We start from the raw sequence: 21,323 nt of genomic DNA, 5'->3' as shown, positions 1-21,323 counted from the left end.
CCTTTCCACCAAACGTTTGTTAGGTGGAAAGGTAGCAGCGAATGGAGCTGGACGGGAAGGTCGCCGTCGTCACGGGCGGCACCCGGGGCGTGGGTGCCGGCATCGCGCGCTCCTTCGCGCGCGCGGGCGCCGAGGTGGTGGTCGTCGCCCGCCGCCCCCCGGACGTCCCGCTGCCCAGGACCGAGTTCGCGGCCCTGGACGTGCGGGACGCCGACGCCGTACGGGAGTTCTTCGCCGGGCTGCCCCGGTGCGACGTGCTGGTCAACAACGCGGGCGGCGCGCCGTACCGTCCGCTGGCCGACGCCCCGGCCGAGCGCCACGCGCGCGTGGTCGAGCTCAATCTGCTCGCCCCGCTGACCGTCTCCCTCGCCGCCCACGCGCACCTGCGGCGGGCCGGCGGCGCGGTGGTGATGATCGGCAGTGTGAGCGGCAGCCGTCCCTCACCGGGCTCGGCGGCCTACGGCGCCGCCAAGGCCGGTCTGGAGCACCTCGCCCGCTCGATGGCCGTCGAGTGGGCTCCTGAGGTGCGGGTCAACACCCTGGTCGTCGGCATGGTCCACACCGAGCTGGCGCACCTCCACTACGGCGGCCCCGAGGGCGTCGAGGGCGTCTCCCGCACGGTCCCGCTCGGCCGGCTCGCCCAGCCCGCCGACGTGGGCGCGGCGGCCGTCTTCCTCGCCTCCGACGCGGCCGCGTACATCAGCGGGGCGAGTCTGCTCGTGCACGGGGGAGGGGAGCGCCCCGCGTTCCTCGACGCCGCGACAGCCAACCGGGACAGTCAGCAAGGAGGCGTGGGATGACAGCACTCTGCGACGGCCGGGTGGTCGTCGTCACGGGCGCGGGACGCGGCCTCGGGCGGGCGCACGCGCGTGCGTTCGCGGCCGAGGGTGCCCGGGTCGTCGTCAACGACCTGGGCGTGGGCCTGGACGGGGTGCCGGGACCCGGCAGCCCGGCCGGACAGGTGGTGGCGGAGATCCGCGCGGCGGGCGGCGAGGCGGTCGCCCACGGCGGCGACATCGCCACCCCCGAGGGCGCCGCCTCCCTGATCGCCACCGCCCTGGAGACGTACGGCCGGCTCGACACCCTCGTCAACAACGCGGGCTTCCTGCGCGACCGGATGCTGGTCAACCTGGACGAGGACGACTTCGACGCCGTCCTGCGCGTCCACCTCAAGGGCCACTTCCTGCCGCTGAAGCACGCCGCCGCGCACTGGCGCGCCGAGGCCAAGGCAGGGCGCGCGCCCGTCGCCCGGATCGTCAACACCGGCAGCGGTGCCGGGCTGCTGGGCTCGGTCGGGCAGGGCAACTACAGCGCGGCGAAGGCCGGGATCGTCGGCCTGACCCTGGTCGCCGCCGCCGAACTCGCCCGCTACGGCGTCCAGGTCAACGCGATCGCGCCGGCCGCCCGCACCCGGATGACGGAACGCACCTTCGCCGAGACCATGGCGGCCCCCGAGTCCGGCTTCGACGCGATGGCCCCGGAGAACGTCTCGCCGCTCGTGGTCTGGCTGGGCTCCGCCGCGAGCGCGGGGGTCACCGGCCGGGTCTTCGAGGCGGAGGCCGGCCGGATCACCGTGATGGAGGGCTGGCGGCCGGGCCCCACCGCCGACAAGGGCGCGCGCTGGAGCCCGGCGGAGGCGGGGGAGGCCGTACAGAAACTGCTGGCGGCGGCCGAGCCGCCCGGCGCCGTGTACGGGGCGTAGGCCCGTCCGCGACGTCCCGGCGCGTCAGCCGGTGAGCCGGGCCGTCGCGCGGCTCTGGGCCTCCGTCATGACCTCCAGGAACCGGTTCACCGTCTCCAGCTCCTGCGCGTCGAACCCCTCGCACGCCCGGACGATGTCACGGGCCCACTCCTCGAAGAACCCCGCGAGCTCGGCGAGCTTGGCCTCGTCGAGCTCGACGAGCACGCGCCGCTTGTCCGTGGGGTGCTTGACCCGGCGGACGAACCCCTTGGCCTCGAGCCGGTCGAGCATGCCGGTGACCGAGGCCGGGGCCAGTCCGGTGTGCTCGGCCAGGTCCTTCGCGGTGAGCGGGCCCTTGCGCTGGAGGACGTCGAGGGTCTTCTCCTCCGTGGCGTTCAGCCCCTGCTTCGCCGCGATCGCCGAGTGGAACATCACCGTGACCATGCTGTGCTGCCGGCCCACGGTCATCAGGTGTGCCAGCGCGGCGGCCCGCCGTTCGTCGGTCATGGGGCCAGGCTAACAAATATTTCGTTCGTACGAACTAACGACTTGCGCGGGCAGTGCCGCCGGTGCAAGTCTTTCGTTAGGTCGAACGAAATAAATCCGCCGCACATCCGTCACGCGTTCCGGAGGCTCCCATGACCGCCCCCCTCACCGCCCCGCCGACCCTCGCGGCGGAACCGCATCCGCACCGCTGGGCCGCCGCCGTCGTCATGATGGTGGCCGCCCTGATGGACCTCCTCGACACCACCATCGTCAACGTCGCGATCCCGTCCATCGCCCAGGACCTGCACGCCTCCGCCGGCGCGCTCCAGTGGACGGTCTCCGCCTACCTCCTCGGCTTCGCCGCCGTCCTGATCGTCTCCGGCCACCTCGGCGACCGCTACGGCCGCCGCACCCTCTTCCTCGTCGGCACCGCCGGCTTCGGACTGGCCAGCCTCGCCTGCGGGACCGCCCAGACCCCCGGCCAGCTGATCGCCGCCCGCGCCGTCCAGGGCGTCCTCGCCGCCGTTCTCGTCCCCCAGGTCATCGGGTCCTTCCGCACCCTCTTCCAGGGCCGCGAACGCGGCGCCGCCTTCGGGATGTACGGCGCCGTCGCGGGCTTCGCCTCCGCCGTCGGACTGCTGCTCGGCGGTGTGCTCACCGACGCCGACCTGTTCGGCTGGGGCTGGCGGTCGGTGTTCCTGGTGAACGTGCCCGTCGCCCTGATCACCCTCGTCGCCGGAGCCCTCCTCGTCCCCGCCACCAGGGAACGCTCCGCGGGCCGCCCCGACGCCCTCGGCAGCCTCGTCCTGGCCGCCGCCCTGGTCGCGATCGTGCTGCCCCTCGTCCAGGGACGCGAGAACGGCTGGCCGCTGTGGGGCTGGATCTGCCTGGCCGCCGGCGTGCTCACCGTCACCGGCCTCGGCGTCCTCCAGGCCCGGCGCCACTCCGCCACCACCGTGCCCCTCCTCCCCGCCCGCGCCTTCCGGCTCCCCGCGTTCTCCGTCGGCGTCCTGGTCCAGCTCCTCTTCTCCGTCGCCATGCAGGGCTTCTTCCTCGTCTTCGCCGTCTGGCTCCAGTCCGGCGAGGGCTACACCCCGATGCAGGCCGGTCTGCTCACCGTCGCCTTCTCCGCCGGCGGCTTCCTCACCGCCCCGGCCGCCGACGCGCTCGCCGTACGCCACGGACGGCTCGTCCTGGCCGCCGGAGCCCTGCTCATGGCCGCCGGCTTCGGCTGGGTGTGGGCTGCCGTCGACCACGCCGCCGCCGTCCACACGGGTGCCTGGCCGCTCGCCCCCGGCCTGGCCGTCGCCGGCGCCGGCCTCGGCTTCCTGGTGGTGCCCCTGGTCAACGTCGTCCTGTCCGCCGTACCCGCCGACCTCGCCGGCGGCGCCTCCGGGATCTTCTCCACCGCCCAGCAGTTCGGCGGCGCCCTCGGCGCGGCGATCCTCGGCACCGTGTTCTTCGGCCACGCGGACCAAGGGCTCACCGCGGCGCTGGGCACCGCGATGCCCTGGGTGACCGGCGGGTTCGTGGTGTGCGCGCTGCTGTGCACGGCACTGCCCCGCACGGCGATCTCCGGCTCCTGACCGGCTCCTGACCGGGCCGTGCACCGGCCGCCGTCCACCGGTCGCCGTACGCGGGACGCCGTACACCCGTCCCTAGGTGTCGCACTCCAGGACCGTCCGGCACAGCCCGCACCGCGCCCGGACCCGGCCCTTCACGGGCACCCTGATCCGCTGATGGCAGGTGGGACAGGGGAACGTCACCCGCAGCGGCCCCCGCGGATCCGGCGCGAACGCGTACGGCGGGTCCGCCGCCGACACCGGCCGGTGCTCCTCGCCGTGCCCACGGCCCTGCGCGTGCCGCCGGTCCCGGGCGTACCGGCGCCGCCCCGCCCACCCCGCCGCCGTCAGCGGCGGCTGCCGCCCGTCGTGCAGAGCCCGCTCACGGCCGCGCACATACGCCGTGTACGCCTCGGCGCTGGTGAACCACACCGACGGATCCTCCCCGAACACCAGCGACCGCTTCGCCAGCACGTACCCGAACTCCTCCGGAGTCAGATACCCCAGCTTCTGCGAGGAGGCCGCGTCCTCCCGGTAGGCGTCCAGCAGCAGCCAGCCCGCGCCCAGATACGTCGTCGCCGTGTCCGTGAGGATCTCGTTGTCCCGCGTCCCCGGGAACGACAGATCCAGCCGGTGCAGATACACATGCATGATCTCGTGCGCCAGCGCCGCCCCGATGTCCCGCCGATGTGTCCGGAAACGGTCGTTCAGCTCGACGAAGTACTCCGGCCCCGCCGCCAGCTCCACATGCGCCGCGTGCTCCATCTCCCGGAACGCCACGATCATCCGCGCGTCCGGCAGCCGGTAGTGCCGCACCAGCTCCCGCGCCACCCGCTGCGTCCCCAGATGCAGATCGTCGGTGTCGCAGAACGCCACGTCCACCGGCGGCACACTCGCCGCGAACTGGTGGATCGTGTCGTACGACAACCTCCTGTACAACGCCGTGACAGCGGCCCGCACCGTCTCCAGATGCGGAAAACCGTGCTCGACCGGTCCACCGTTGGCCACGCCCGCACCCCCAAGACGTCTGCACCCGACTCCACTGTACGAGGACACGGTCGCTAGGGTGATCGCCCATGACCACCCGCAACACCCCCGGAACCGGCACCGGAGACGTCGACCCCGCCGTCCGCGCCGAACTCGACCGGCTGCGCGACAGCATCGACAACATCGACGCGGCCGTCGTCCACATGCTCGCCGAGCGCTTCAAGGCCACCCAGCAGGTCGGCCACCTCAAGGCCCGCCACCAGCTGCCCGCCGCCGACCCGACCCGCGAGGCCCGCCAGATCGAACGGCTGCGCACCCTCGCCGAGAACGCCAAGCTCGACCCCGCGTTCGCCGAGAAGTTCCTCAACTTCATCATCGCCGAGGTGATCCGCCACCACGAGCGCATCGCCGAGGACACCGCCGCCCCCACGGCCGGCTGACCGGCCCGCCCCGACGGCGAGATCCGGCCGGGCCCCGCCCCCATCCACGGGCGATGCCCGGCGCCTCCGGCGCGAGAAGGGACATTGGGCGCGTAACGAACCGCCCCTGTGCCCGGCCTGCGGCATCAGGCAGCATGTCGTGCATGTCCGTACTGACGCGCGACGAAGCGCTGAGCCGTGCCCGGCTCCTCGACGTCCACCGCTACACCATCGAGCTCGACCTGACCACCGGCGACGAGACCTTCGGCTCCCGCACCGCCATCAGGTTCACCGCGCACACCGATGGGGACACCTTCGTCGAGATCAAGCCCGCCGAACTGCGCTCGGTCACGCTCGACGGACAGCCCCTCGACCCCGACAGCCTCGACGGCAACCGGATCGCCCTGAAGAACCTCGCCGCCGGCGCACACGAACTGCGCGTCGACGCCGACATGCGCTACTCCCGCACCGGCGAGGGCATGCACCGCTTCACCGACCCCAGCGACGGTGAGACCTACCTCTACACCCAGCTCTTCATGGACGACGTCCAGCGCGTCTTCGCCGCCTTCGACCAGCCCGACCTCAAGGCCGTCTTCGACCTCACCGTCCGGGCCCCCGAGGGCTGGACCGTCCTCGCCAACGGCATCACCGAACACCTCGGCGACGGACAGTGGCGCGCGGCCACCACCCCCCTCATCTCCACCTACCTCGTCGCCGTCGCCGCCGGCCCCTGGCACTCCGTGCGCACCGAGCACCGCGGCCTGCCCTTCGGCCTGCACTGCCGCCGCTCGCTCGCCCCCCACCTCGACGCCGACGCCGACGAACTCCTCGACATCACGCGCGCGTGCTTCGACCGCTACCACGAGAAGTTCGAGGAGCCCTACCCCTTCGACTCCTACGACCAGGCCTTCGTCCCCGAGTTCAACGCCGGCGCCATGGAGAACCCCGGACTCGTCACCTTCCGCGACGAGTTCGTCTACCGCTCCGCCGTCACCGACACCGAACGCCAGACCCGCGCCATGGTCGTCGCCCACGAGATGGCCCACATGTGGTTCGGCGACCTCGTCACCCTCACCTGGTGGGACGACATCTGGCTCAACGAGTCCTTCGCCGAGTACATGGGCTACCAGACCCTCACCGAAGCCACCCGCTTCACCGACACCTGGACCGACTTCGGCGTCGTCCGCAAGGCCTGGGGCTACGACGCCGACCAGCGCCCCTCCACCCACCCCGTCGCCCCCGAGGACGTCCCCGACACCGCCTCCGCCCTCCTCAACTTCGACGGCATCTCCTACGCCAAGGGCGCCTCCGCCCTGCGCCAACTCGTCACCTGGCTCGGCGAGAAGGACTTCCTGGCCGGCATCAACACCCACTTCGCCCGCCACCGGTTCGCCAACGCCACCCTCGCCGACTTCATCGACTCCCTCGCCGCCGGCACCGACCGCGACGTCCACGCCTGGGCCGACGCCTGGCTGCGCACCACCGGCGTCGACACCCTCACCCCCGCCGTCACCGGCGACAACGGCGACCACCACCTCACCGTCGAACGCACCGGCAACCGCCCCCACCGCATCGCCGTCGGCCTCTACGACCTCGACCTCCCCGGCGACGAGGGCCGCCTCACCCGGCGCGCCCGCCTCGAACTCGACGTCCCGCAGGACGCACCCGTCCCCATCGGCAAGCGCCCCACCCTGCTCCTGCTCAACGACGGCGACCTCACCTACGCCAAGATCCGCTTCGACGCCCACTCCTTCCAGGGCGTCACCGCCAACCTCTGCGGACTGCCCGACCCGCTCACCCGCGCCGTCGTCTGGAACGCCCTGCGCGACGCCGTCCGCGACGGCGAACTCGCCCCCACCGCCTACCTCGACGCCGCCCGCGCCCACCTCCCGCACGAGACCGACCTCGCCCTCGCCCAGGGCGTCCTCGCCTTCGCCGGCGGCCAGATCGCCGGCCGCTACCTCGATCCCGCCGACCGGCCCGCCGCCCTCGCCTCCCTCTCCGCCCTGTGCCGCGCACTCATCCGCCGCACCGAGGACGGCGACCACCCCGGCCTGCGCCTGATCGCCGTACGCCACTTCATCAGCGTCGCCGCCCAACCCGACACCATCGCCGCCTGGCTCGCCGACGGCACCGTCCCCGGCGGCCCCGAACTCGACCCCGACCTGCGCTGGCGCGTCCTCGCCCGGCTCGCCGTCCTCGGCGCCACCGACGAGAGCGCCATCGCCGCCGAACTCGACCGCGACCCCTCCGCCACCGGCCGCGAGGGCGCCGCCCGCTGCCGCGCCGCACTCCCCGACGAGGACGCCAAGGCCAGGGCCTGGGCCGCCATGTTCGCCTCCGACGACCTCTCCAACTACCTCTTCACCGCCACCGCCCAGGGCTTCTGGCAGCCCGAACAGGCCGACCTGGTCCGCCCGTACGTCTCCCGCTACTACGAGGACGCCGTCGCCGTCGCCGCCCGCCGCGGCCCCGCCATCGCCGACGCCGCGGGCCACTGGGCCTTCCCCGCCCACGCCGTCGACCCCGAGGCCCTCGCCCTCGGCGACACCTGCCTGCGCGACACCGACCCCATCCCGGCCCTGCGCCGCAAACTCACCGACCAACTCGACGACCTGCGCCGAGCGTTGAAGGTGCGCACCGCCTAGCACCGGCCCGGCCCGCGACGACCGTGACGATCGGTACCCCCTTTCGGGTACCGATCGTCGCTCTCTTCGGGCGTGTCCCCGCACCGGCGTACAAGGTGGAACCCCCCGCCACGCGCCCGCCCGGAGGACCCCATGAGCACCCCGCCGCTCGCCTCAGGCCCCGAAGCCACCGACGCACTCCGGCCGCTCCTCGCCACCGTCCTCGACGCCCTGGACGCGGGCCGCACCGCCCGCGGCGGACCCCTCCCGGCCGGCGGCCCCGACGCGGTCGCCGCCCGGCTGAGCGCCGCCGTCGGCGACGTACTCCCCGAACACGGCGACCCCGAGGCCCTGCCCACCCTCGTCCGCGCCCTCGCCGAAGGCTCCGCCGACCCCGCGCACCCCCGCTGCGCCGCCCATCTGCACTGCCCGCCGCTCGCCGTCGCCACCGCCGCCGACCTCGCCGTCTCCGCCCTCAACCCCTCCCTCGACTCCTGGGACCAGGCCCCCGCGGCCTCGGAACTGGAGGCCCTGGTGACACGGGCCCTCGCGAAGGAGGTCTACGGCGAGACGCCCGGGGACGCGGGGCCCCGTCGAGATGCGGCTCCGCCGCGGGCCGTGGCGAGCCAGGCACCCGCCGTCGACGCACCGCAGCCGCCCCACCCCGACGCCCTCGTCACCACCGGCGGCACCGAGGCCAACCAGCTCGCCCTCCTCCTTGCCCGCGAGACCCTCGGACCCGGCCTCCGCCTCCTGTGCGGTGCCAACGCCCACCACTCCCTGGCCCGCGCCGCCTGGCTCCTCGGTCTGCCGCGGCCCGTCGTCGTCCCCGCCCCCGCCGGCACCCTCGACCCGGCCGCCCTCGACGCCGCCCTCACCGCCGTCCCCGGCCCCCACCTGGTCGCCGCCACCGCGGGCACCACCGACGCCGGACTCATCGACCCCCTCCCCGACCTCGCCGCCGTCTGCGCGGCCCACGGCGCCCGCCTCCACATCGACGCCGCCTACGGAGGCGGCCTCCTCTTCAGCGACCGCCACCGCCCCCGGCTCGCCGGACTCGACGCCGCCCACACCGTCACCCTCGACCTGCACAAACTCGGCTGGCAACCCGTCGCCGCCGGACTCCTCGCCGTCCGCGACCCCGCCGACCTCACCGCCCTGCACCAGCACGCCGACTATCTCAACGCCGACGACGACACCGAAGCCGGGCTCCCCGACCTCCTCGGCCGCTCCCTGCGCACCACCCGCCGACCCGACGTCCTCAAGATCGCCGTCACCCTCAAGACCCTCGGCCGCCACGGCCTAGGCGCCCTCGTCGACCAGGTCTGCGACCACGCCCACGCCTTCGCCGCCCTCGTCCGCGACCACCCCGGCCTCGAACTCCACGCCCCGCCCACCATCAGCACCGTCCTCTTCCGCCCCACCGGCGCCACCGACACCGCCGTCGCGGAGATACGCCGCCGCCTCCTCACCGACGGCCACGCCGTCCTGGGCCGCGCCCGCCTCGACGGCCGCCTCTGGCTCAAGGCCACCCTCCTCAACCCCCACACCCGCCCCCACGACCTGGCCGCCCTCCTCGAAGGAAGCACCCCCGCATGAACACGCCCCCACCCCCGGACATCGACACCCCCCGCGACCTCGTCGGCATCGGCATCGGCCCCAGCAACCTCTCCCTCGCCGCCCTCGCCCACCCCCTCGCCGAACTCGACGCCGTCTTCTACGAACAACGCCCCCGCTTCGACTGGCACCCCGGCCTCCTCATCGACGGCGCCCGCGTCCAGGTCCCCTTCCTCGCCGACCTCGTCACCCTCGCCGACCCCACCAGCCCCTGGAGCTTCCTCAACTACCTCAGAACCCACCACCGCCTCTACCCCTTCTACTTCGCCGAGCGCTTCCACATCCAGCGCGCCGAGTACGACACCTACTGCCGTTGGGTCGCCGACCACCTCCCCGGACTCCACTTCCGCCACCAGGTCGACGCCGTCCGCTGGAACCCCGAACGCGACATCTTCGAAGTCGACTTCACCCAGCTCGACACCGACGGCGAAGCCGAGGCCCTCGGCCGCACCCACACCAGGAACGTCGTCCTCGGCATCGGCACCGAACCCCACGTCCCCGACCCCCTGCGCCCCCTCGTCGACACCCCCGGCGTCCCCGTCCTGCACGCCGCCGACTACCTCGCCCACCGCGACACCCTCCTCGCGGCCGGCCATGTCACCGTCGTCGGATCGGGACAGTCCGGCGCCGAGGTCTTCCTCGACCTCCTACGGCACCGCCCCGCCGGTCACGAACGGCTCCACTGGATCGGCCGCACCGAGGCCTTCGCCCCCATGGAGTACTCCAAGCTCGGCCTCGAACACTTCACCCCCGACTACACCCGCTACTTCCACGCCCTCACCGAACCCGTCCGCGACCGCCTCGTCGGCGCACAGTGGCAGCTCCACAAGGGCATCGACGCCGGCACCCTCGCCGCCATCCACGACGAGCTCTACCGACGCACCCTCGACGGCGGCTGGCCCGACGCCGTCCTCACCCCCGGCGTCCAGGTCCGCACCGCCGGCCGCATCTCCACCCACCGCGTCGAACTCCACCTCGAACACACCCAGCAGAACACCCGCTCCCGCCTCACCACCGACGCCGTCGTCCTCGCCACCGGCCACCGCGAACGCCCCCTCGACCGCATGCTCGCCGGGCTCGACCCCTATCTGCGCCGCGACAGCGCCGGACGCCCCCGCATCGACGCGCAGTTCCGCCTCGTCCTCGACCCCTCCATCACCGCCACCGGCTGCCAGATCCACGTCCAGAACGCCGAACGCCACACCCACGGCGTCGGCGCCCCCGACCTCGGCCTCGCCGCCTGGCGCAGCGCCACCGTCCTCAACACCCTCACCGGCAAGGACAACTACCCCCTGCCCACCCGCACCGCCTTCACCACCTTCGGCCTGGAACAGCGACAGCCCCAGATCCCGCCCGCACGCCGGCCCCCCACACTGACCCCCCTGCGCGACGCGATCTGAGGCCGCCACCTCAGTTCAGAGCACGGCTCAGAACACCGGCGTACCGTCCCGCGTGAGCTTCCAGTCCACCGACGAGAAGTCCTTCGGGTCCAGCACGCCCTTCGCGGTCACCCACTCCGCGATCCGCGTCCGGATCTCCGTCGACTCCGACCACAGCTCGGTGGCGGAGGCCACATACGGGAACGCGCCGCCACCGTTCGCCCGGTAGTTGTTCACCGCGAACACGAACTGCTGGGCGTCGTCCAGCGCCGCCCCGCCGAACGTCAGGTTCTTGATGCGCGAACCCGGCGCCTGCGCGATGTCGATGTCGTACGACAGCCCCGACACATAGTCGTAGTTGTAGTCCGGCCGGTTGTTCGCGTTCGTCAGCTTGTCGACGTCCACGACGGTGCCCGCGGCCGTCTGCACGAAGTACTCCGCCGAGTACTCCAGGTACGCCTTGACCTGCGCACCCGTCAGCAGCTTCGCCACCAGCGTGTTGTCGTACACGTACAGGCTCGACAGATCCCGGATCGTCACATTGCCGGCCGGGATCTCCGACGTACGGGAGAACGGCGACGCCTGCGAGATCACCGGCAGCGACGCGTACGACGTCCCCGCCAGCGCCGCCTTGACGACGTCCTCCTGGACCTTCGTGATCAGGTCGATGATCGGGGCGTCCTTGTACCGCGCCTCGACCGTCGTCAGCGTCTCCGTCGCCGAACCGACCACCTGGTTGACGTACTCCACGACCTTCGCGTGCTCGTCCGAGAGCAGCTTGGTGATCTTCGGGTCGTCGGCCACGGTGTTGGAGTTCAGCACCTTCGACGCCACGGACTCGACCGTCCACCGCCCCTTGTCGAACACCAGCTCGATGTCGAACACGGACAGCCGCTCCGCGTACGCCAGCGGCTCCGACAGGACGACCGTCTTCCCGGTCTTCGCGTTCGTCACCTTCAGCTCGGGAATCTCCACGTGCGCGTGCCCGACCAGCACCGCGTCGATGTCCGGCACCTGCTGCGCCACCAGCGCCGCCGAGTTCTCGACGTACGGCAGCTGGTCACCGTACGAGGACGTGCCCGACGAGCCCGAGTGCGCCGACACGACCACCACGTCCGCGCCCAGCGCCTTCAGCCTCGGCACCCACTTCGCGGCCTGCTCCTCCAGCCCCGGGAACGCCAGCTTGCCCTGCACGTAGGCCTTGTCCCAGATCGCGATACCGGGGTTGGTCAGACCCAGGATCGCCACCTTGACCGGCGGCGCGCCCTTCACGCAGAACGTCCTGATGGCGTACGGCTGGAAGGCCGGCCGCAGCGTCTTGGCGTCCACCGCGTTCGCGCCCAGCAGCGGGAACCGCAGCTGCGACTCGAACTTCCGCAGCGTCTCGATGCCGTAGTTGAACTCGTGGTTGCCCAGCGCCGCCGCGTCGTACCCGATCGCGTTCATGGCCTGCGCCATCGGGTGCACCGGACCGCCCTTGGCGGTGATCGGGTCCACCTTCGCGTAGTAGTACGTCAGAGGAGTGCCCTGGATCGTGTCGCCCGCGTCCAGCAGCAGGACGTTCTCCCGCCCCTTCTCGGCACGGATCTGGTTGACGAGGGTCGAGATGCGCGCGAGACCCTGGGCGTTGCCCGCCTTGTCCGTGTACTCCGCGTTCTTGAAGTAGTCCCAGTTGAAGACATGGCCGTGCAGGTCCGTAGTCCCCAGCACGGTCAGCGCGTACCGCTTCGGCTGCTTGACGGGCTTCCCCGGCTTCTTCGCCTCCGCGGCCTGCGCCGCCGGAGCCGCAGCCGCCCCCGCGATCGCCACTCCGGCCCCGGTCACGGCGGACTTCTTCAGAAACTTCCGGCGGTTCAACGGCATGTCGCGAGCTCCTAGGGGAATGGTCAACAACGCGCGTAGACAAACGCGCGTAGATTCTGACCCGGACATGACCGGCCGCAACAGGTCCCGGAGGTTTCGATCTGGTGACCAGAGGGGGCGACCAGGGGTCAACTCCGCCCCGGCAAAAGGGAAAGGCGTGACATGGTGGGGCGTATGACCTCACCGCGGATTCCCCCGTACGGCACCCCCGACGCGCCCCTCCTCGCCGTACGCGGCGAGGCGGAACTGGAGACCGACCCCGACCTCGCCCGCATCGGCATCACCGTCACCGCACGCGGCAAGGACCGCCGCACCACCCTCGACGACCTCACCCGCCGCAACGCCACGGTCGTCGAGCTGATCAAGTCCTACGGCGACGCGGTCGACGACGTCTCCACGGGCGCGGTGTCGATCACCCCCGAACTCGGACAGCGCGGCCGCGGCGAACGCGTCCGCGCCTATCACGGCCGCGTGCACCTCACCGCCGGACTGACCGACTTCACCGCCCTCGGCGAACTCACCACCCGCCTCGCCGACCAGGACCTCACCCAGGTGGACGGCCCCTGGTGGACCCTGCGCCCCGACTCGCCGGTCCACCGTCGCGCCCGACAGCAGGCGGTGCGGGACGCCGTCCGGCGGGCGAAGGAGTACGCGGAGGCGCTCGGCACGACGATCGGCGCCCTGATCGAGCTGGCCGACACCGGAACCGGTACGGCGCCCGGCCGGCCGCCGTCCGGCTTCGGCCGCCGAGCACGCCGTATGTCGGCGGCGGCGGACGACCTGGAGTCCGCACCCGAACCCCTGAACCTCGAGCCGGAGCGGATGCGGGTCCGGGCCGAGGTGAGCGCACACTTCACGATGGTGCCGCCGACTCTATGAATTCACCCTTTCGGGGAATGCGACCGGGAAATCGGTATGCTCATAAGAGCGGCACCCCGCACAATTCAACACTTGTCAACTCCCCTTCACTAAAAGGTTGTTGCCCGGTCACGTCCCCCCAATTCACTACTGCCCGGTAAGTCATAGGCTCGACTCATGCGCCGAGCAAAAATCGTCTGCACCCTGGGCCCCGCCACCGACCCCTACGACCAGATCAAAGCCCTGGTCGAGGCCGGAATGGACGTCGCCCGACTCAACCTCAGCCACGGCAGCCACGCCGAACACGAGGAGCGCTACCACCGCGTCCGCAAGGCCTCCGACGAGACCGGCCGCAGCGTCGGCGTCCTCGCCGATCTTCAAGGCCCGAAGATCCGCCTCGGCCACTTCGCGGAAGGACCGGTACTCCTCGAACGCGACGACACCTTCACGATCACCGTCGAGGACGGCGTCGCGGGCGACGGCAAGCGCTGCGGCACCACGTACGCCGGCCTCGCGCAGGACGTGACCCCGGGCGAACGGATCCTCGTCGACGACGGCAAGGTCTGCCTGGAGGTCATGGACGTCGTGGGCGCGGAGGTCCACACGAGGGTGGTCGAGGGAGGGGTGATCTCCGACCACAAGGGTCTGAACCTGCCAGGAGTCGCGGTCTCGGTCCCCGCCCTCTCGAAGAAGGACGAGGAGGACCTGCGCTGGGCGCTCCGCACGGGCTGCGACGTGATCGCCCTGTCCTTCGTGCGCAGCGGCCGCGACATCCTCGACGTCCACCGCATCATGGACGAGGAGGGCCGCCGCCTCCCGGTGATCGCGAAGGTGGAGAAGCCGCAGGCGGTGGAGGCGATCGACGACATCGTCGCCGCCTTCGACGGCATCATGGTCGCGCGGGGCGACCTGGGCGTCGAGATGCCCCTCGAACAGGTCCCGATCGTCCAGAAGCGCGCGATCAAGCTGGCGAAGCGCAACGCCAAGCCGGTGATCGTCGCGACGCAGATGCTCGACTCGATGATCGAGAACTCCCGGCCGACGAGGGCGGAGGCCTCGGACGTCGCGAACGCCGTGATCGACGGCACGGACGCGGTCATGCTGTCCGGCGAGACGAGCGTGGGCAAGTACGCGATCCAGACCGTCCGTACGATGGCGAAGATCGTCGAGGCGGCGGAGGAGGACATCCTGGCCAAGGGCCTCCCGCCCCTGACCGAACGCAACAAGCCCCGCACCCAGGGCGGCGCGGTCGCCCGGGCGGCGGCGGAGATCGGCGACTTCCTGAACGCCAAGCTCCTGGTCGCCTTCACCCAGACGGGAGACACGGCCCGCCGCCTCTCCCGCTACCGCTCCCCGATCCCGCTCCTCGCCTTCACCCCGGAACAGTCCACCCGCTCCCAGCTGACCCTCACCTGGGGCGCGGAAACCTTCCTGGTCCCGCCGGTGGGCTCCACGGACGCGATGGTCGCCCAGGTGGACGAGCTGCTGTTGCGGTACGGCCGCTGCCAGAAGGGCGACATCATCGTCATCACGGCAGGCTCCCCGCCAGGAGTCTCGGGCGCGACGAACCTGGTCCGAATCCACCACGTGGGCGAGGACGACAGCCCGAAGTAGGGGTCAGTCAGTGTTTGGGGCCTACGTGGGCGTCGAGGAGGGCGACGGAGGCTTTGCGGGCGACGGAGATGTTGTACGGGTTTCCGTGGCGGGTGCAATGCGTCCACTCGATGCCCAGCTTGTCGAGCGTGTCGGTGTAGAGCTGCCGAATGTCGTCGGAGACGTTGGTGAAGAAGTAGCGGGGGTATTCGTAGCGCTTGCGCACCCCGGCGACGACGCGTGTGGTCCAGTTGGTGAGCCGACATCCGTCGGAGTGGATGAGGCCCCGAATGAACTCCCAGGGGTCAGCGTCGATGATGCCTTGCTGCCAGGGCTCGAGGATGATCGGGCGTTCGTGTTTCTTGCCGGGGCCGTGTTGGGGGAAGACGCAGGTCCAGTGCTTGGTGAAGGATTTGACATCGACACACCCAGTCCGTTGTAGGCGGGTGACACTTGGCTCGGGCAGAACCTGACGCATTGCGCTTTCGGCAGCATCGATCAGCCCGGGCCATGAAGCCGTACAGGTGACCATCAGATAGTGCTGTCTCGGCTTGGAGATGATGTAGCCGTCGCCGAGGTAGAGGCCCAAAAGGTAGGCGTACGCTGCGGTGTTCTCTGGGATTCCTGGCGTATCCCGGCAGCGGAAGCAGGGCGGGGTTCGCTCAAGCGGCTCAATCCGGGTCAGCCAACGGCTGATCGCAGACCGGGAGATACCCGTCTCTTTGCTTACCGAGTTCAAACTGCGGCCCTGTGCGACCAGTGCGACTGCTAGCTTGCGTGTGCTGATGTCGTACATATGGCCACTCTGGGAGGGTGATCACAGCGACACGCAGCAAAAAGCGGATGTTCACGAGAACGAGAACATCCGCTTTTCTGTGGTGACCTTGGGAACCAAGGAAAAGTGCCCCGAGTCGGATTCGAACCGACGCTGTATGGGTTTTGAATCCATGGCCTCTACCGCTGGGCTACCGGGGCCCCTTCGAAACGAAGGTCAGCGGTCACCCGCTGTGTCACTACCTTACCGCAGCTAGGTACGCTCTTGTCAGCAGTACCTCTGCCCCTGAACGAGGAGCCCCCGTGACCGCCCCCGAGTCGCCCCAGCCCGTAGACGTGCCCGATGACGACAAGTCGCACGTGCCGCCGCTGACGACCCGTGTCGTCATCGCCGAGGACGAGGCCCTGATCCGGCTCGATCTCAAAGAGATGCTGGAGGAGGAGGGCTACAGCGTCGTCGGTGAGGCCGGTGACGGTGAGCAGGCCATCGAGCTCGCCCGCGAGCACCAGCCCGACCTGGTCATCCTCGATGTGAAGATGCCCAAGATGGACGGCATCTCCGCCGCCGAGAAGATCGCGGAAGAGCGCATCGCGCCCGTGCTGATGCTCACCGCCTTCTCGCAGCGGGATCTGGTCGAGCGGGCTCGCGATGCCGGGGCCATGGCCTACCTCGTGAAGCCGTTCAGCAAGAGTGACGTCGTGCCGGCGATCGAGATGGCCGTCAGCCGGTTCAATGAACTCAAGGAGCTCGAGAAGGAGGTCGCCGACCTCACGCTCCGGCTGGAGACCCGCAAGCTGGTCGACCGCGCGAAGTCGGTCCTCCAGACGGAGTACGGCCTGACCGAGCCCGCCGCGTTCCGGTGGATCCAGAAGACGTCCATGGACCGGCGGATGTCGATGCAGCAGGTCGCCGAGGCCGTCATCCAGGACGCCGAGGAGAAGAAGGCCGGCAAGGGCTGACCCCCGCCGCACATACGACGAGGCCCGCACCCGGAGAAGGGGTGCGGGCCTCGTCGTAGTCGCAGTACGGAGAAACCTCAGTCCTCGCCGAGGTAGGCCTTGCGGACCGACTCGTCGTGGAGCAGGTCCCGGCCGGTGCCGGAGAGGACGATGTTGCCGACCTCCATGACGTGCCCGTGGTCCGCCAGGGACAGCGCCGCCTGGGCGTTCTGCTCGATGAGCAGGATCGTCATGCCCTGGGACTTCAGCTCGGCGATCGTGGCCATGATCTTCTGCATCATGATGGGGGAGAGACCCATGGAGGGCTCGTCCAGCATGAGCAGTTTCGGCTGGGACATCAGGGCGCGGCCCATGGCGAGCATCTGCTGCTCGCCGCCGGACAGGGTGCCCGCGGCCTGCTTGCGGCGCTCTCCCAGGATCGGGAAGAGGTCGTAGGCGCGCTGGATGTCCTTCTCGATGCCCGCCTTGTCGCTGCGGAGGAAGGCGCCGAGGCGGAGGTTGTCCTCGATCGTCATGCGGGGGAAGATGTGCCGCCCCTCGGGGGAGTGGGCGAGCCCCAGCGAGACGATGTCGTGGGCCGGGACCTTCTTCAGCGACTTGCCGTTGAACTTGATCTGGCCGCCGACCGGCTTCAGCAGACCCGACAGGGTGCGCAGGGTGGTGGTCTTGCCGGCGCCGTTGGTGCCGATGAGGGTGACGACCTCGCCGGCCTCGACCTTGAAGGAGATGCCCTTGACGGCTTCGATCTTGCCGTAGGCGACCCGGAGGTCCTCGACTTCGAGCAGTGCGGTCATCGGTCGTTCTCCTTGCCGGGCGCGGCGTCCGCCGGGGCGGCTTCGGCCGGGGCGGCGCCGGCCTCGGCGGCTTCGACTTCGGCGATCTCTTCGTCGCCGGGGGCGTCCTCGAAGGGTTCGCCGAGGTAGGCGGCGACGACGCGTTCGTCGCCCTGGACGGTGGCGCTGTCGCCCTCGACGAGCTTCTCGCCCTGGACCAGGACGGCCACGCGGTCGCAGAGGTTGAAGATGAAGCGCATGTCGTGCTCGATGACGAGGACGGCGATGCCCTTGTCGCGGATGGCGAAGACCAGTTCCTCGGTGGCCCGCGTCTCCTGGGGGTTCATGCCGGCCGTGGGCTCGTCGAGGAGGAGCAGGCCGGGCTCGCTGGCCAGGGCGCGCGCGATCTCCAGCTTGCGCTGCTCGCCGTACGGCAGGTTCCGGGCGAGGTGTTCGGCCTTCTTCTCCAGTCCGACGAACTCCAGGAGTTCCATGGCGCGTTCGCGGGAGGCCGCCTCGGCCCTGTGGAAGGCGGGGAGGCGCAGGACGGCCGACCAGAAACCTTCCTTCGTCCGGGTGTGACGGCCCACCAGCACGTTCTCCAGGACCGTCATGTTGGCGAAGAGACGGATGTTCTGGAAGGTGCGGGCGATGCCGGCGGCGGTGACCTTGAAGGACTTGGGCGGCAGGACGGTGCCCTTGTAGCGGACCTCGCCCTCGGTGGGGATGTAGAGGCCGGTGAGGCAGTTGAAGAAGGTCGTCTTGCCGGCGCCGTTGGGGCCGATGAGACCGACGATCTCTCCGCTGTTGACGGTGAGGTTGACGTCGCGGACGGCGGTGAGGCCGCCGAAGCGCATGGTGACGCCGCGTGCGTCGAGGACCGTCTCGCCGGTGGGGGCGACCGGGGTGGTGGTGTCGGTGGTCATGGTGGTCAGGCCCCTGCCTTCGTGAGGACGGTGGGCGCTTCCGCTTCCTCGTGGAACTCGAGCTGGCGGCGGCGGTTGGGGATCATGCCCTCCGGCCGGAAGCGCATCAGCAGGATGAGTGCGAGGCCGAAGGCGAAGAGCTGGTAGTCGCCCAGGAACTGGAGCTTGTTGGGGATGAGGAAGAGCAGCGAGGCGCCGATGAGGGGGCCGCCGATGGTGCCCATGCCGCCGAGGACGACCGCGGCGAGGAGGAAGGCGGAGTTGGGCGGGATGGCGCCGGCGAAGACGTACTGCTCGGGGGTGACGGTGTACGTCACGTGGGCCTGGACCGTGCCCGCGAGGCCTGCCAGCGAGGCGCCGACGGCGAAGGCGATGAGCTTGACGCGGAAGCCGTTGATGCCCATGGCGAGGGCGGCGGTCTCGTCCTCGCGGATGGCGACCCAGGCGCGGCCGATGCGGGAGTCACCGCTGCGCCGGAAGACGAGTACGACGATGGCGGTGATGATCAGCATCAGGAAGAAGTAGTTGGCGAAGCGGCCGATGCTGAAGCCGGCGATGTCGTGGACGGTTCCGAAGTCGAATCCGAGGATGTTGAGGTTCGGGATCGAGGAGATGCCGTTGGAGCCGTTGGTGATGTCGGGTCCGGAGGTGCCGTCGAGGTTGTTGGCGGTGATGCGGAAGATCTCACCGAAGCCGAGGGTCACGATGGCGAGGTAGTCGCCGCGCAGTCGCAGGGTCGGGGCGCCGATGAGGACGCCGAAGACCAGGGAGGCGGCGCAGCCGACGAGGGCGGCGGCCCAGAAGGGGAAGTGCACGTCGAACGGCGAGCTCGGGGAGCCGGAGACCATCGCGGCGGCGTAGGCGCCGACGCCGAGGAAGGCGACGTAACCGAGGTCGAGGAGGCCCGCGAGGCCGACGACGATGTTCAGGCCGAGGGCGACGGTGGCGAAGATGAGGATGTAGACGCCGACGGTCGCGTACTGGTCGTCGGTCTGGGTGAAGGGGAACAGGGCTGCCGCGAGGAACGCGCCGCAGATGGTGACGTTCTGGTGCCGGGCGGTGATCTGGCTGGCCTGGGCGACGAGGCCGGACTTGGTGAGTGCGGCGAAGCCGAAGCCGGCGGTGATCAGGAAGCCGATGAACAGCTCGTCGTACTCGGTGCCGATGCCGTAGGTGAAGACGGTGAGGGCGAGGGCGAGGACGAGGACGATGATCAGGATCTCGGCGTACGCGGGCAGGGCCGGGGCGGGGCGCGGGGTGCCGGAGCCGAAGGCGGCCCGGACGGTCTGCCACTGGTGGCCGAGCTTGTGCTTGGTGTGCTCCCACGACGTTTCGTCGGGGTCGATCGGGTCGGGCTCGGGGTGCTCGAACGGCAGGGCCAGGGCGCCGAGGAGGGCGGCGAGGCTGGCCACGGCGACGATGTAGCCACCGGGTTCGAGGTTGACGACTCCGCCGAGGTCGGCGCTGATCGCGATGACGGTGTACCAGGCGGTCCCGAAGGTGGCGAGCGCGGCGAACTTGATGGCGCCGTCGGCGCCGGCGGGGACGAGCCAGCCGAAGCCCTTGACGGCGTAGGAGGCCAGGGAGAACAGGGTGGTGAGCAGGCCGCCGATGAGGACGAGGACCTGGAGGCCGCCCGGGTTGCCGTAGAAGGTGAGGTCGCCGGGGAAGTCGGGGGTCCAGGTCCAGGCCAGGAAGGTGGAGACGATGGTGAGGGCGGCGCCGCCGGTGGCGAGGGCGCGGGCGGCGTTCTCCGGGATGCCGATGAGGCCGGCGCGGGCGGGCGTGGTGTCGCCGAAGGCCTCGGGTGTGGTGGTCTGTGTCGTCATCGGTGTCACGCCCTGTCCGCGACGCGCTCGCCGAGCAGGCCCTGGGGCCGGAACAGCAGCACGAGGATGAGGAGTACGAAGGCCCAGACGTCGGCCCAGGCGTTGCTGCCGAACTTGTCCATGCCGGGGATGTCGGCGATGTAGGCGGTGGCCAGGGTTTCGGCGATGCCGAGGGCGATGCCGCCGATCATGGCGCCGTAGATGTTGCCGATACCGCCGAGGACGGCCGCGGTGAAGGCCTTGAGGCCGAGCAGGAAGCCCATGCGGAAGTCGATCTGGCCGTACTTGAGGCCGTAGGCGACGCCGCCGATGGCGGCGAAGGCGGCACCGAGGGCGAACGCGATCACGATGATGCGGTCGGTGTTGACGCCCATGAGCTTGGCGGTGTCGGGGTCCTGGGCGGTGGCCTGCATACCGCGTCCGGTGCGGGTCTTCATGACGAAGTAGCCGAGGAAGGCCATGCTGATGGGGGCGGCGACGAGCAGGAAGACGTCACCGGTCTGGATGGTGACGTTGCCGATCTCGAACGGGCCGCCCGGGATCTCCGGGAAGGTGAGGGCCGAGGTGGCGTCGGGGTACCAGGCCCACACGGCCTGCTGGAGCGCCAGGGAGAGACCGATGGCGGTGATGAGCGGGGCGAGGCGTGGTGCGTTGCGGAGGGGACGGTAGGCGAACCGTTCCGCTCCCACGGCGACGATGACGGAGACCATGACCGCGCCCACCAGCATCAGCGGCAGGGCGATGGCCATCGAGGTGCCGTCGGGCAGAATGTAGAGATAGACCGTGAGAGCGCCGAACGCTCCGGTCATGAAGATCTCGCCGTGGGCGAAGTTGATGAGCTGGACAATGCCATAGACCATTGTGTAGCCGATGGCGACCAGGCCGTACATGGATCCCAGTAGCAGGCCGTTGACCAGCTGCTGCGGCAGTTCGTTCACCGCATGTCCTCCGAGACGGTTCGGATGTTTCGACGGGGGGCCGGATGTGAG

At 70.6% G+C, this 21,323-nt stretch carries 18 protein-coding genes and 1 tRNA gene; 10 read left to right on the top strand and 9 right to left on the bottom strand.

Annotation, left to right across the window (positions count from 1 at the left end; genetic code table 11):
• Nucleotides 1-41 precede the first annotated feature (41 nt).
• Complete coding sequence (locus ABZ490_RS11150; protein WP_358987705.1) at nt 42-800, top strand: SDR family oxidoreductase; 759 nt, start codon at nt 42-44, stop codon at nt 798-800.
• The gene (locus ABZ490_RS11145) at nt 797-1,702 is read left to right on the top strand and encodes an SDR family oxidoreductase (RefSeq protein WP_358987702.1); all 906 of its coding nucleotides are present in this window, start codon (nt 797-799) and stop codon (nt 1,700-1,702) included. The genes ABZ490_RS11150 and ABZ490_RS11145 overlap by 4 nt, the downstream gene beginning before the upstream one ends.
• Nucleotides 1,703-1,726: 24 nt before the next feature.
• On the opposite strand, the gene ABZ490_RS11140 is transcribed toward ABZ490_RS11145, so the two are convergent.
• The gene (locus ABZ490_RS11140; RefSeq protein WP_358987699.1) at nt 1,727-2,188 is read right to left on the bottom strand and encodes a MarR family transcriptional regulator; all 462 of its coding nucleotides are present in this window, start codon (nt 2,186-2,188) and stop codon (nt 1,727-1,729) included.
• A gap of 131 nt (nt 2,189-2,319) precedes the next feature.
• Between ABZ490_RS11140 and ABZ490_RS11135 the strand changes: the two genes are divergently transcribed.
• Nucleotides 2,320-3,753, top strand: coding sequence for an MFS transporter (locus tag ABZ490_RS11135; RefSeq protein WP_358987696.1), 1,434 nt, complete (start codon nt 2,320-2,322; stop codon nt 3,751-3,753).
• Between the two features lie 72 nt (nt 3,754-3,825).
• Here the strand turns inward: ABZ490_RS11135 and ABZ490_RS11130 are convergent, their stop codons facing one another.
• Nucleotides 3,826-4,737 (bottom strand): hypothetical protein, encoded by a 912-nt coding sequence (locus tag ABZ490_RS11130; RefSeq protein ID WP_358987693.1) that lies wholly within the window; start codon nt 4,735-4,737, stop codon nt 3,826-3,828.
• A gap of 68 nt (nt 4,738-4,805) precedes the next feature.
• Between ABZ490_RS11130 and ABZ490_RS11125 the strand changes: the two genes are divergently transcribed.
• The 4 genes from ABZ490_RS11125 (at nt 4,806) to ABZ490_RS11110 (ending at nt 10,779) form a co-directional block, all read left to right on the top strand.
• Complete coding sequence (locus ABZ490_RS11125; protein WP_055638471.1) at nt 4,806-5,156, top strand: chorismate mutase; 351 nt, start codon at nt 4,806-4,808, stop codon at nt 5,154-5,156.
• Between the two features lie 143 nt (nt 5,157-5,299).
• Nucleotides 5,300-7,783 (top strand): aminopeptidase N, encoded by a 2,484-nt coding sequence (gene pepN, locus ABZ490_RS11120; RefSeq protein WP_358987689.1) that lies wholly within the window; start codon nt 5,300-5,302, stop codon nt 7,781-7,783.
• A gap of 132 nt (nt 7,784-7,915) precedes the next feature.
• On the top strand, nt 7,916-9,361 hold the full coding sequence (locus ABZ490_RS11115) for an aminotransferase class V-fold PLP-dependent enzyme (RefSeq protein WP_358987686.1): 1,446 nt from the start codon (nt 7,916-7,918) through the stop codon (nt 9,359-9,361).
• Entirely contained in the window at nt 9,358-10,779 is a 1,422-nt protein-coding gene (locus ABZ490_RS11110) for a SidA/IucD/PvdA family monooxygenase (protein WP_358987683.1), read from the top strand. The genes ABZ490_RS11115 and ABZ490_RS11110 overlap by 4 nt, the downstream gene beginning before the upstream one ends.
• Before the next feature lie 27 nt (nt 10,780-10,806).
• Here the strand turns inward: ABZ490_RS11110 and ABZ490_RS11105 are convergent, their stop codons facing one another.
• Entirely contained in the window at nt 10,807-12,621 is a 1,815-nt protein-coding gene (locus ABZ490_RS11105; protein WP_358987680.1) for a 5'-nucleotidase C-terminal domain-containing protein, read from the bottom strand.
• A gap of 174 nt (nt 12,622-12,795) precedes the next feature.
• Between ABZ490_RS11105 and ABZ490_RS11100 the strand changes: the two genes are divergently transcribed.
• A complete protein-coding gene (locus ABZ490_RS11100) occupies nt 12,796-13,500 on the top strand; it encodes an SIMPL domain-containing protein (protein ID WP_358987677.1) in 705 nt (234 codons plus the stop codon).
• A gap of 156 nt (nt 13,501-13,656) precedes the next feature.
• On the top strand, nt 13,657-15,093 hold the full coding sequence (gene pyk, locus ABZ490_RS11095) for a pyruvate kinase (RefSeq protein WP_358987674.1): 1,437 nt from the start codon (nt 13,657-13,659) through the stop codon (nt 15,091-15,093).
• Nucleotides 15,094-15,100: 7 nt separating this feature from the next.
• On the opposite strand, the gene ABZ490_RS11090 is transcribed toward pyk, so the two are convergent.
• On the bottom strand, nt 15,101-15,868 hold the full coding sequence (locus ABZ490_RS11090; RefSeq protein ID WP_358987671.1) for a helix-turn-helix domain-containing protein: 768 nt from the start codon (nt 15,866-15,868) through the stop codon (nt 15,101-15,103).
• Between the two features lie 106 nt (nt 15,869-15,974).
• Nucleotides 15,975-16,047, bottom strand: a tRNA-Leu gene (locus tag ABZ490_RS11085).
• Between the two features lie 102 nt (nt 16,048-16,149).
• On the opposite strand from ABZ490_RS11085, the gene ABZ490_RS11080 reads away from it, so the two are divergent.
• Nucleotides 16,150-16,806 (top strand): response regulator, encoded by a 657-nt coding sequence (locus tag ABZ490_RS11080; protein WP_358987669.1) that lies wholly within the window; start codon nt 16,150-16,152, stop codon nt 16,804-16,806.
• A gap of 77 nt (nt 16,807-16,883) precedes the next feature.
• On the opposite strand, the gene ABZ490_RS11075 is transcribed toward ABZ490_RS11080, so the two are convergent.
• Genes ABZ490_RS11075 through ABZ490_RS11060 form a run of 4 tightly spaced genes read right to left on the bottom strand, consistent with a single transcriptional unit; the run spans nt 16,884 to nt 21,272 of the window.
• Entirely contained in the window at nt 16,884-17,600 is a 717-nt protein-coding gene (locus ABZ490_RS11075; RefSeq protein ID WP_358987666.1) for an ABC transporter ATP-binding protein, read from the bottom strand.
• A complete protein-coding gene (locus ABZ490_RS11070) occupies nt 17,597-18,505 on the bottom strand; it encodes an ABC transporter ATP-binding protein (protein ID WP_358987663.1) in 909 nt (302 codons plus the stop codon). Before ABZ490_RS11070 ends, ABZ490_RS11075 begins: the two co-directional genes overlap by 4 nt.
• 5 nt (nt 18,506-18,510) lie before the next feature.
• The gene (locus ABZ490_RS11065; protein WP_358987661.1) at nt 18,511-20,334 is read right to left on the bottom strand and encodes a branched-chain amino acid ABC transporter permease; all 1,824 of its coding nucleotides are present in this window, start codon (nt 20,332-20,334) and stop codon (nt 18,511-18,513) included.
• 5 nt (nt 20,335-20,339) lie between these two features.
• On the bottom strand, nt 20,340-21,272 hold the full coding sequence (locus ABZ490_RS11060) for a branched-chain amino acid ABC transporter permease (protein WP_358987658.1): 933 nt from the start codon (nt 21,270-21,272) through the stop codon (nt 20,340-20,342).
• Nucleotides 21,273-21,323 lie beyond the last annotated feature (51 nt).

It is taken from the genome of Streptomyces sp. NPDC005811 (genome assembly GCF_040630405.1).
In the GTDB taxonomy this organism is placed as follows: Bacteria; Actinomycetota; Actinomycetes; order Streptomycetales; family Streptomycetaceae; genus Streptomyces.
This window is presented reverse-complemented; position numbering and strand designations above follow the sequence as displayed.

What these genes read in the sequence shown, in the direction of transcription:
- ABZ490_RS11150 (WP_358987705.1), top strand. Translation starts at nt 42, where the DNA reads ATGGAGCTGGACGGGAAGGTCGCCGTCGTCACGGGCGGCACCCGGGGC.
- ABZ490_RS11145 (WP_358987702.1), top strand. Translation starts at nt 797, where the DNA reads ATGACAGCACTCTGCGACGGCCGGGTGGTCGTCGTCACGGGCGCGGGA.
- ABZ490_RS11140 (WP_358987699.1), bottom strand. Translation starts at nt 2,188, where the DNA reads ATGACCGACGAACGGCGGGCCGCCGCGCTGGCACACCTGATGACCGTG.
- ABZ490_RS11135 (WP_358987696.1), top strand. Translation starts at nt 2,320, where the DNA reads ATGACCGCCCCCCTCACCGCCCCGCCGACCCTCGCGGCGGAACCGCAT.
- ABZ490_RS11125 (WP_055638471.1), top strand. Translation starts at nt 4,806, where the DNA reads ATGACCACCCGCAACACCCCCGGAACCGGCACCGGAGACGTCGACCCC.
- pepN (WP_358987689.1), top strand. Translation starts at nt 5,300, where the DNA reads ATGTCCGTACTGACGCGCGACGAAGCGCTGAGCCGTGCCCGGCTCCTC.
- ABZ490_RS11115 (WP_358987686.1), top strand. Translation starts at nt 7,916, where the DNA reads ATGAGCACCCCGCCGCTCGCCTCAGGCCCCGAAGCCACCGACGCACTC.
- ABZ490_RS11110 (WP_358987683.1), top strand. Translation starts at nt 9,358, where the DNA reads ATGAACACGCCCCCACCCCCGGACATCGACACCCCCCGCGACCTCGTC.
- ABZ490_RS11105 (WP_358987680.1), bottom strand. Translation starts at nt 12,621, where the DNA reads ATGCCGTTGAACCGCCGGAAGTTTCTGAAGAAGTCCGCCGTGACCGGG.
- ABZ490_RS11100 (WP_358987677.1), top strand. Translation starts at nt 12,796, where the DNA reads ATGACCTCACCGCGGATTCCCCCGTACGGCACCCCCGACGCGCCCCTC.
- pyk (WP_358987674.1), top strand. Translation starts at nt 13,657, where the DNA reads ATGCGCCGAGCAAAAATCGTCTGCACCCTGGGCCCCGCCACCGACCCC.
- ABZ490_RS11090 (WP_358987671.1), bottom strand. Translation starts at nt 15,868, where the DNA reads ATGTACGACATCAGCACACGCAAGCTAGCAGTCGCACTGGTCGCACAG.
- ABZ490_RS11075 (WP_358987666.1), bottom strand. Translation starts at nt 17,600, where the DNA reads ATGACCGCACTGCTCGAAGTCGAGGACCTCCGGGTCGCCTACGGCAAG.
- ABZ490_RS11070 (WP_358987663.1), bottom strand. Translation starts at nt 18,505, where the DNA reads ATGACCACCGACACCACCACCCCGGTCGCCCCCACCGGCGAGACGGTC.
- ABZ490_RS11065 (WP_358987661.1), bottom strand. Translation starts at nt 20,334, where the DNA reads ATGACGACACAGACCACCACACCCGAGGCCTTCGGCGACACCACGCCC.